This window comes from Mucilaginibacter sp., from assembly GCF_028288105.1.
GTDB lineage: Bacteria > Bacteroidota > Bacteroidia > Sphingobacteriales > Sphingobacteriaceae > Mucilaginibacter.
In genome coordinates this window covers 1-8693 of sequence record NZ_JAQBOI010000084.1, presented here as the reverse complement: position 1 = coordinate 8693, position 8693 = coordinate 1, and the positions used below count along the sequence as shown (strand labels likewise).

Genomic DNA, 8693 nt, shown 5'->3' with positions numbered 1-8693 from the left:
TCGCCCATTATTTTTTTGGTTTCCAATATCATTTTCATTTCCTCTTTGGTGTAACCGTTTTCGGTAAATACATCAATTTGAGGGATAACGTTAAGGTCGATAGTGTAAGGATAAACCTTTGGTCCATCGATGCCATTACGCTCGTTAAAAAGCTGATCCACAGCCTTAACACCTGTACCGGTTACCGATTGATAGGTAGAAACAACAACGCGTTTAATTTTATAAGCATCGTGCAGTGGTTTTAAGGCCACTACCATTTGTATGGTTGAGCAATTTGGGTTAGCAATGATCTTATCATCGGCTGTCAAAACATCCGCATTTACTTCGGGCACAACCAATTTCTTGGTTGGGTCCATACGCCATGCCGATGAATTATCAATAACAGTGATACCGGCAGCTGCAAAAAGTGGGGCCTGCTCTAACGAGGTACTACCACCTGCACTAAAAAGCGCAACGTCCGGTTTCTGCTTTATCGCATCCTCAACAGAAACCACCTTAAACTGCTTACCCTTAAAAGTAATTTCTTTACCAATACTTTTAGCGGAAGCTACGGGAATTAATTCTGTAACGGGGAAGTTGCGTTCTGCGAGAACCTGCAACATTTTAGTGCCTACCAATCCTGTGGCACCAACAACTGCGACTTTCATTTTGTTAAATTATGTGTGTATATAAACTAAACTTCAAATATGCAATTTTTTTGCGAAATGTCTACCATTTTAGTATGCAAAATATCTGAAGTTGAATTAGCATGAATTAAGAATTATCGTAATAATATTACAATTTTATTGCGTTTTACAGCGGTATCGGGCTAATTCTTTAATATGGAAAATTCGGGTTCAGACAAAAAAATTTACCTTTGTGGCCAAACTGTTATTGCATGAGCGAAAAGATTTTAGTGATAGGCGCCAATGGCCAAATTGGTACCGAATTGGTAACTGCCTTAAGAAATATACACGGCGCCGAAAACGTTATAGCATCAGATATAAATAGCCCTAATTATGCCATCCGCCATAGTGGCCCTTTCGAGTTTGCGAATGTGCTGGATAAAGATAATCTGCACCATTTATTTGATAAACACAGGCCTACACAGGTTTATTTGCTGGCCGCAATCTTATCTGCCGTAGGCGAACAAAAACCAAAAATGGCCTGGGATTTAAATATGACCGGCCTTCTCCATATACTTGATTTTGCAGTAGAGTTTAAAACATCAAAAATATTTTGGCCAAGCTCCATTGCGGTTTTCGGGCCACATTCGCCGCAATATAACACGCCGCAGTATTGCGTAATGGATCCTAACACGGTTTACGGTTTCAGTAAATTGGCAGGCGAGCGCTGGTGCGAATATTACCATGAAAAATATGGGGTTGATGTGCGCAGCATCCGTTATCCAGGATTGATAGGCTGGCGTGCAACACCGGGTGGTGGTACAACCGATTACGCGGTGCATATTTTTCATGAGGCATTAAAAGCAGGCAAGTACCAGGGCTTTTTATCGGCCCAAACTGCTTTACCAATGATGTATATGGAAGATGCTATTCGCGCTACCATTAATTTGATGGATGCCCCGGCAGAAAACTTAAGTATCCGATCAAGCTATAACCTGGCGGGCATTAGCTTTACACCGGAGCAATTAGCCGAAGAGATAAAAAAACATTTACCAGATTTTGAAATGAGCTACGCTGATAACGACCCGCGACAAGCAATTGCCGATAGCTGGCCAAAATCAATAGATGATACACAGGCACAACAAGATTGGGGCTGGCAGTTGGATTACGACCTCGCGAAAATAACCGAGGATATGCTAACCAACCTGAAAAAGGTTATTTAAGAAAACAATATTATATTCGCTGTGTCCTTGGTTTATAGTCCCTGGACAATGGAAAAAGAAATTTATATGGGAAGAGCATTTGAATTCCGCAAAGAAAGAAAATTTAAGCGTTGGGCTAAAATGGCCGTGCAGTTTACCCGTTTGGGTAAGGAAATTGTAATGGCGGTAAAATCAGGCGGTGGCGATCCTAACACCAACTCGCGCCTGCGTACTGCTATCCAAAACTCTAAGGCAGTAAACATGCCGAAAGATAGGGTAGAAGCTGCTATTAAAAGGGCTACGAGCCGCGATGAAAAGGATTACGAAGAAATTGTATACGAAGGATATGCGCAGCACGGCGTGGCTATATTGGTAGAAACTGCAACCGATAACTTAAACCGTACTGTTGCAAATGTGCGCAGCTACTTTACCAAATATGGTGGTACACTGGGTAAAACAGGGTCGCTTGATTTTATATTTACCCGTAAATCGGTATTTACATTTGACCCGGGCGACCGCGACCTGGAAGAGTTAGAATTTGAACTGATAGATGCCGGATTGGAAGACCTTTTTGTGGAGGCCGACGAAGAAGGAAATGATATAGCTGTTTTGCACACGGCCTTTGAGGATTTTGGAAAGATGCAGAAAATGCTGGAAGAATTGGGTATCGAAACCAAATCGGCCAAGCTGGAGCGTGTTGCACAGTCTACTACATCGGTAAGTGAGGAGCAAGCTGTTGACGTTTTCAAGATCATCGACCGTTTAGAGGAAGATGACGACGTGCAGGCCGTTTACCACAATATGGCGGAGTAATTCACCGGTGCGTCATTGCGAGAAACGAAGCAATCTCCTGACCTTGCAATTGAAGCGATCGGTTTTGACTTTTGACTTTACACTTTTAACTTAAAAACACCATGCCTTTATTCTCATCAAGCAAGCAGGAAAAAAAAGTTAAGGTAACCTTTGCAAATGGTTTACTTTTTGTAGAAAAAGCAGATGGTAAGCAGCAAGCTTTCCCGCTGGAGTGGTTCCCTAAATTGATGAACGCTACCGACGAGGAACGCGAGGACTGGAAACAAACGGCAACAGGTATCCATTTTAATACACTGGATGTGGATGTTGCGCTATAAGAGATTTGAGAATAGAGATGTGAGATTTGAGATAAGGGGACTTCGGTCTCACATCTAAAGTCTCACATCTCACATCTAAAACACATGACTTTCGAAGAGTTTTTTAATAAGAAGCGAATTGATCTGGTTGCCTTAAAGGCAGGTGATCCGGGCTTGTTTGCCGAATTTGAAAAACACTTTACCCAAATGGGCGAAAAAAGCTTCGATCACACCAAAAAATACTGGTTCAATAAATTAAGGCTACAATACCACCTGGCACCGGAACAAAAGCCGGAAAAAATACATCTGGAAAACAAGCTTGCCGAGCAAACCATTGTTGAAACTTTAACGGATACTATACCTGCGCCATCTGTTGGCTTTAAGCCAAGGTTTAAAGTGGGTATGGCTGCTAAACCAACAGAAAATCCGGAAGAAAAAGTTGAGACGCCTGCGGTTGAAACTACTCCTGCTGCTGAAACAGCAGGGGAAAGCACCGCGCCAAAGCCAGCCTTTAAGCCTCGCTTTAACATGAAAATGGCTGCGCCAAAACCCGCCGAAGCAGAGGAAGTTAAACCCGAAACAGAGCCTGCAAAAGAAGAAGCAGAATCAACACCATCAACAGAAACTGCTGCGCCGAAACCTGGTTTTAAACCACGTTTTAATATGAAAGCAATGGCGCCGAAAGCTACAGAAACGGAAGGTGCTAAACCCGAAACAGAACTTGCAAAAGAAACAACAGAGCCAACATCACCAACAGAAAATACCGCACCAAAACCCGGCTTTAAGCCACGTTTCAATATGAAAACGATGGCCCCGAAACCGACTGAAGATGTAGTAGAGAAAAAAGAAGAGGTTGAGGAACCTGCACCAGAAGAAAAATCCGCAGATATAGCAGAGCCTACACCGCCCGAAGAAACACCTGCAACACCTAAAGTTGGTTTTAAACCAAGGTTTAATACCAAAACAATGAAACCAAAACCACCCGAAGAATAATATTATAAGAATATAGATATGGAAGCCGAAGAATTACTGAACGAAAGAAGCGGAGGGGAAGAGAAACCTAAAAAGGATAGTCCGCTGGTAAGTTTGGAGCGCGACCTTAAATTTTTCAATGAATCTATACGCGAGGTAGCAGTTGAAATAATGGTTGAAGGCCTTTCATCGCACCCCATATTCGTTGCGCACCAGCACGAACTTAAACTGGGCGAAATGATACTGGACAGGAACGAGCTGAACACCGAATGGAGCATCCACGCGTCAACAATTGAAGAGTTTGTAGAACGCGGCATCATTAAACCTGAACTAAAAGAACGTTTCCTGACCACCTATAAAAACCCGAACGATTTTATGTGCCTGTTTGTGGTAGTACCCGAGGGCGCTAATTTTGTGTATTATCCGTATGTGAAGGGGTAGCGAGATGGGAACCAAGACAGTGAAATTCAGGGATTGGGTGTTTGAAGCGGATGTTGAACTTACACAACAAACTTACGCTAATGCGCAGGTTAGTGGGGCCGAAGAGTGTACTTGTGGGAATTGCAAAAACTATTTAGCATTTCGGGATAATATATTCCCTGATGAAATAAAAACGCTCTTTAACGAATTAGGAATTAATTATACAAAAGAGAGTGAAATAATCACAGATCAGAAACATCAGAATGGTTTATATGATACAAGCGGCTGGTTTCATTTCAAAGGACGTATTCTCAATGGGAAAAACGCCTATATCCCGATATCGGATACTGGTGTCACCATCGAACTAACTCAAGTGGCAGATAACTTTTTAATTGGATTTGGCCCGGGCAATAGTTTAGCATTTTTCGAAGATAAAGATGGTTTAATAGAAGTAATGTTTCAAACCAACATCCCCTGGGTTATTGATCCTGAACTCGAATAGTTTTTCTATCTATTAGTTATCTCATTAATATTATATTTGTTTCTAACAATTGGCACCATGTCTGATAAAAAGATCCTGATACTAAACCAGCAGCAAATACAGCAGAAGATAGATCGTATTGCGTACCAGATATTGGAAGATAATTTTGACGAAAAAGAAATCCTTATCGCCGGTATTTTGCCACGTGGCAACCACATAGCCATGCGTTTAAAGACTATTTTGGATAAAATAGCGCCTTTTTCGAGTAGGTTGCTAACCATTGGGTTGGATAAACAAAGCAGCCAGTTACACGCCAAAATTGATTTTGATGTGCAGGATTGCAATAATAAGGTTGTTGTTTTGGTAGATGATGTATTAAACAGTGGCAAAACTTTGGCCTATGGCTTTGGCGTATTCTTGGATGTCCCTCTTAAAAAATTGCGTACGGTTGTATTGATCGATCGTAACCACAAAAACTTCCCGGTAACTACAGATTATGCCGGTATTGCCCTTTCAACGGTTATTAAGGAACACGTAGACGTTGTGCTGGATGAAGAAGGCCAGGAAGATGCGGTTTATTTGAGATAGCCCAATTATTGTTTGATCCCCAACAGATGGATAATGTTATCCGTAGTTAAATCGGCAAAGCTTTCTGCAATTATCGATGCGCGACTGTAAAAAGGTTCGCGTTCGGCTAACTTACTTTCTATAAAGGCAACCAGTTCATCGCCTTTTTTGCCTTGCAATACCGGGCGAGGTGTTTTAGCAGTCTCTAATCGCGAAGCCAGTGCTTTGGGCGTAAGTTTCATATAAACAGATTGCCCGTGCGCGTTTATCCAATCCATATTATCAAAAAAGCAGGGTAAGCCACCGCCTGTTGATACAACGGCATTTTCGGGATAGTCGGTTGTTTTTAAAATTTCAGATTCCAGTTTTCGGAAGTCTTCTTCACCGTGGGTAGTAAAATATTCAGATATGCCTACGTCCGCACGATCTTCAAATACGTGATCAAGATCAATAAAGGCATAACCCAATGCTGCCGACAGTTTGCGGCCCATGGTGGTTTTGCCGCAACCCATAAATCCAACCAAAAATATCAGGCTCATTGTTTGCTCAGGTAATTTTTAACAAGGTCCTCGTATTTAGGCATGTTATGAAAATGCCATTTATTTATAACAGTACCGTTCTTTAGCAGGATAATGCCCGGATTAGCACGCATCATAGTTTTCAGCGGAACGCCATCAGCATAAAATAACTCGCTTACCAGCTTATGGTCTTTAGCAAATTTTTGTGCCTGCTCTGGTGCGTTCGAGGTTAGGAATATGGTACGCGTGTTATAGTTTTGGGTAAGGTTCATGGCCAGGGCATTTATCCTGTTAACGGCATCCGGGTTGGTGCTTTCCAAATTCCAGGCAACAATTATAATGCTATAGAAGGGGCTCGATAATAATTCTTCGTTATAATTATTCCCCTGTGCATCCTGTATATTTAGGTCGCGTATTTTGGGTTCAAAACCTTTTTTAACCAGTTTGCTTTCCGGGTTGCCTTGTATTTCCCAACTGGTGTCTTTCCATATGCCCGATTTTAGGTATTCCTTGTCAGACATTGTTTTGGTTCCCTTTGTCTTTTTATTCTTCAGGTTATAGGTAACCTCAAACTCATCCGGCACTGCACCCGGCGGTGTCTTCATCTCCTGCAAAATATTCGCGCCGATCTTATACGGCAGAAAATCTACCACAGGTAAAAAATTGTAAGTATATAACCCAAACCCGATGGAAACAACCGCGGCGCCAATCAGTAAGTTATCGCCGGTTTTAGCGTTGGCTAATGATTTTATGCTTTTGCGATTTACAAACAGCACCAACACAAGTAGCAGTAATATTAAATCTTTAGTGAAGGATTGCCATGGTGTTAGTGGTATAGCATCGCCAAAGCAGCCGCAGGTTTGCACTACTTTAAAGTAGGCAGAGTAAAATGTAAGGAACGCGAAAAAGATGATCAGCAGCAATAATCCCCAAACTACTTTTACAGCACGCGCGCCAACCAGTAAGGCAAAACCCAGTATCATTTCCAAGGCGCAAAGTAAAACAGCCAGGCTTAAGGCTAAACCGTTAAGGGAGGTAAGATGGAATACCTCAAAATATTCTTCCAGTTTATAGGAGAAGCCTAATGGGTCGTTCGCTTTTATCAGCCCCGAGAAAATAAATAATAAGCCAACGGCTATCCTGCAAAACCACACTAAGCTGTTCTTCATTTTACACCCAATTTTATCAGCGCGAACACCGCGTAATTTAGCATGTCCTGGTAGTTGGCTTTCACACCTTCGGATGCCAGGGTTTGGCCTTTGTTATCTTCTATTTGTTTTACGCGAAGTAGCTTCATTAGTATCAGATCTGTTAATGAGCTGATGCGCATATCGCGCCAGGCCTCGCCATAATCGTGGTTTTTGGCAAACATCAGTTCTTTGGTTTCGTTCACCTTGCCATCAAATATCATTTCAACCTCGGCGGCATCCAGTTCGGTAGGGGTTTCGGGGCCGCAATCCAATTGCATCATAGCAATAACGCAATAATTTACAATGCCAATATACTCGCCGGTAATGTCTTCGTCTATTTTAGAAACCTTTTTTTCTTCGAGGGTACGTATGCGCTGGGCTTTTATAAAGATCTGGTCGGTGATTGATTCCGGCCTTAGTATGCGCCATGCGGTGCCGTAATCACGGGTTTTTTTAATGAAAAGTCCCCTGCAAATATTTATTACCGCTTCGTATTCTGCTGCTGTGTTGCTCAAGATGATTGTTGTAAATTTGTGATCGTTATATAGTTTAAGCTATTAACGCTTTTAACCTATTCCAATGGCTAAAGATACATTTTTTCAGAAAAAAGCAACCGTAAATGCAGGCGGTAAATTGATAGATCTGTCATCGCCAAAAGTGATGGGCATTATCAATATCACTCCCGATTCTTTTTATGCCGAGAGCCGTAAAACTGGCATTACCGATGTATTGCAACACGCGGAAAAAATGCTTGATGATGGTGCTACCTTCCTGGATATTGGTGCTTACTCATCACGGCCGGGTGCAGATGATATTTCTGTTCAGGAAGAAACCGACCGCTTGTTGCCTGTTGTTGAGGGTATTACCTCAGCGTTTCCGGATGCTATTATTTCTATCGATACCTTTCGCGCTAAAGTTGCCGAAGATGCTATTTATTCAGGCGCGCATATTATCAATGATATATCCGGCGGCGAACTCGACGAGGAGATGTTTGCCACCGTTGCCCGTTTACAAGTGCCTTATATTTTAATGCACATGAAAGGTAACCCACAAACCATGCAGCAACTGGCTAATTACGACGATGTATTTGCCGAAGTATACGACTATTTTGTGAAGAAGATCTACCGTTTAAGGCAATTAGGTGTTCACGACATTATCCTCGACCCCGGTTTTGGTTTCGCTAAAAAGCCGGAACATAGCTACGCACTGATGAGCCGGATGCAGGAATTTAATATCCTACAGTTGCCCATACTGGCGGGCATCTCCCGCAAAAAAATGATCTATAGTTTATTAGATACTACTGCCGATGAAGCGGTAAACGGCACCACAGCACTCAATACTATTGCCCTGATGAAGGGCGCAAGTATTTTGCGCGTGCATGATGTGAAGCAAGCGGTAGAAGCGGTAAAAATTTATAACGCTGTTACTTTATCTTAATATATTGGTAGGTAGGCCCGTCGGCTGCCGAACTGCCGATATAAATGGTATCGGGTTTAAAGCGAATTGCATCACGATAATCGGGGTTGGTAAATGTTATAGTGCCATATTTATAGCTCCTCTCTTCACCCATGACGGTTATACTAAAATTACCCCTCGTCTCCACTTTATTAGTGTCGGTTTTAACGTACC

At 42.2% G+C, this 8693-nt stretch carries 13 protein-coding genes; 8 read left to right on the top strand and 5 right to left on the bottom strand.

Annotation, left to right across the window (positions count from 1 at the left end; genetic code table 11):
* Nucleotides 1-647, bottom strand: a 647-nt coding sequence (locus JWQ85_RS05840; RefSeq protein WP_299465344.1) for an aspartate-semialdehyde dehydrogenase, incomplete at its 3' end; no start/stop codon positions are given.
* Nucleotides 648-877: 230 nt separating this feature from the next.
* On the opposite strand from JWQ85_RS05840, the gene JWQ85_RS05835 reads away from it, so the two are divergent.
* The 7 genes from JWQ85_RS05835 to JWQ85_RS05805 all read left to right on the top strand — a co-directional run bounded on the left by JWQ85_RS05835 (nucleotide 878) and on the right by JWQ85_RS05805 (nucleotide 5377).
* Entirely contained in the window at nucleotides 878-1828 is a 951-nt protein-coding gene (locus JWQ85_RS05835; RefSeq protein WP_299465342.1) for an NAD-dependent epimerase/dehydratase family protein, read from the top strand.
* 66 nt (nucleotides 1829-1894) lie between these two features.
* The gene (locus JWQ85_RS05830; protein ID WP_299465350.1) at nucleotides 1895-2620 is read left to right on the top strand and encodes a YebC/PmpR family DNA-binding transcriptional regulator; all 726 of its coding nucleotides are present in this window, start codon (nucleotides 1895-1897) and stop codon (nucleotides 2618-2620) included.
* A 101-nt stretch (nucleotides 2621-2721) separates the two neighbouring features.
* Entirely contained in the window at nucleotides 2722-2937 is a 216-nt protein-coding gene (locus tag JWQ85_RS05825) for a DUF2442 domain-containing protein (protein WP_256540258.1), read from the top strand.
* Between the two features lie 84 nt (nucleotides 2938-3021).
* Complete coding sequence (locus JWQ85_RS05820; RefSeq protein WP_299465338.1) at nucleotides 3022-3909, top strand: hypothetical protein; 888 nt, start codon at nucleotides 3022-3024, stop codon at nucleotides 3907-3909.
* A gap of 18 nt (nucleotides 3910-3927) precedes the next feature.
* Nucleotides 3928-4329: a hypothetical protein gene (locus tag JWQ85_RS05815; RefSeq protein WP_299465335.1), complete on the top strand. Its 402-nt coding sequence runs from the start codon at nucleotides 3928-3930 to the stop codon at nucleotides 4327-4329.
* A gap of 4 nt (nucleotides 4330-4333) precedes the next feature.
* Nucleotides 4334-4810: a hypothetical protein gene (locus JWQ85_RS05810; RefSeq protein WP_299465332.1), complete on the top strand. Its 477-nt coding sequence runs from the start codon at nucleotides 4334-4336 to the stop codon at nucleotides 4808-4810.
* Nucleotides 4811-4867: 57 nt separating this feature from the next.
* Nucleotides 4868-5377, top strand: coding sequence for a phosphoribosyltransferase family protein (locus tag JWQ85_RS05805; protein ID WP_299465329.1), 510 nt, complete (start codon nucleotides 4868-4870; stop codon nucleotides 5375-5377).
* Nucleotides 5378-5382: 5 nt separating this feature from the next.
* Here JWQ85_RS05805 and JWQ85_RS05800 read toward each other — a convergent pair whose 3' ends face one another.
* From JWQ85_RS05800 to JWQ85_RS05790, 3 genes are read right to left on the bottom strand one after another with little or no spacing between them, the layout of a single operon-like run.
* Nucleotides 5383-5895: a shikimate kinase gene (locus tag JWQ85_RS05800; RefSeq protein WP_299465326.1), complete on the bottom strand. Its 513-nt coding sequence runs from the start codon at nucleotides 5893-5895 to the stop codon at nucleotides 5383-5385.
* A complete protein-coding gene (locus JWQ85_RS05795) occupies nucleotides 5892-7043 on the bottom strand; it encodes a BT_3928 family protein (RefSeq protein ID WP_299465323.1) in 1152 nt (383 codons plus the stop codon). The genes JWQ85_RS05800 and JWQ85_RS05795 overlap by 4 nt, the downstream gene beginning before the upstream one ends.
* Nucleotides 7040-7582: a DUF1599 domain-containing protein gene (locus tag JWQ85_RS05790; RefSeq protein WP_256540281.1), complete on the bottom strand. Its 543-nt coding sequence runs from the start codon at nucleotides 7580-7582 to the stop codon at nucleotides 7040-7042. The genes JWQ85_RS05795 and JWQ85_RS05790 overlap by 4 nt, the downstream gene beginning before the upstream one ends.
* A gap of 61 nt (nucleotides 7583-7643) precedes the next feature.
* Between JWQ85_RS05790 and folP the strand changes: the two genes are divergently transcribed.
* Nucleotides 7644-8501, top strand: a complete 858-nt coding sequence (gene folP, locus JWQ85_RS05785) for a dihydropteroate synthase (protein ID WP_299465320.1) — start codon at nucleotides 7644-7646, stop codon at nucleotides 8499-8501.
* Here the strand turns inward: folP and JWQ85_RS05780 are convergent.
* Nucleotides 8488-8693: hypothetical protein (locus JWQ85_RS05780; RefSeq protein ID WP_299465317.1), on the bottom strand; the 206-nt coding region annotated here is incomplete at its 5' end. The two genes, folP and JWQ85_RS05780, sit on opposite strands and share 14 nt — an antisense overlap.

Excerpts from the sequence above, each read along its gene's own strand:
- JWQ85_RS05810 (WP_299465332.1), top strand. The coding sequence starts at position 4,334 with ATGGGAACCAAGACAGTGAAATTCAGGGATTGGGTGTTTGAAGCGGAT.
- folP (WP_299465320.1), top strand. The coding sequence starts at position 7,644 with ATGGCTAAAGATACATTTTTTCAGAAAAAAGCAACCGTAAATGCAGGC.
- JWQ85_RS05820 (WP_299465338.1), top strand. The coding sequence starts at position 3,022 with ATGACTTTCGAAGAGTTTTTTAATAAGAAGCGAATTGATCTGGTTGCC.
- JWQ85_RS05830 (WP_299465350.1), top strand. The coding sequence starts at position 1,895 with ATGGGAAGAGCATTTGAATTCCGCAAAGAAAGAAAATTTAAGCGTTGG.
- JWQ85_RS05825 (WP_256540258.1), top strand. The coding sequence starts at position 2,722 with ATGCCTTTATTCTCATCAAGCAAGCAGGAAAAAAAAGTTAAGGTAACC.
- JWQ85_RS05800 (WP_299465326.1), bottom strand. The coding sequence starts at position 5,895 with ATGAGCCTGATATTTTTGGTTGGATTTATGGGTTGCGGCAAAACCACC.
- JWQ85_RS05795 (WP_299465323.1), bottom strand. The coding sequence starts at position 7,043 with ATGAAGAACAGCTTAGTGTGGTTTTGCAGGATAGCCGTTGGCTTATTA.
- JWQ85_RS05815 (WP_299465335.1), top strand. The coding sequence starts at position 3,928 with ATGGAAGCCGAAGAATTACTGAACGAAAGAAGCGGAGGGGAAGAGAAA.
- JWQ85_RS05805 (WP_299465329.1), top strand. The coding sequence starts at position 4,868 with ATGTCTGATAAAAAGATCCTGATACTAAACCAGCAGCAAATACAGCAG.
- JWQ85_RS05835 (WP_299465342.1), top strand. The coding sequence starts at position 878 with ATGAGCGAAAAGATTTTAGTGATAGGCGCCAATGGCCAAATTGGTACC.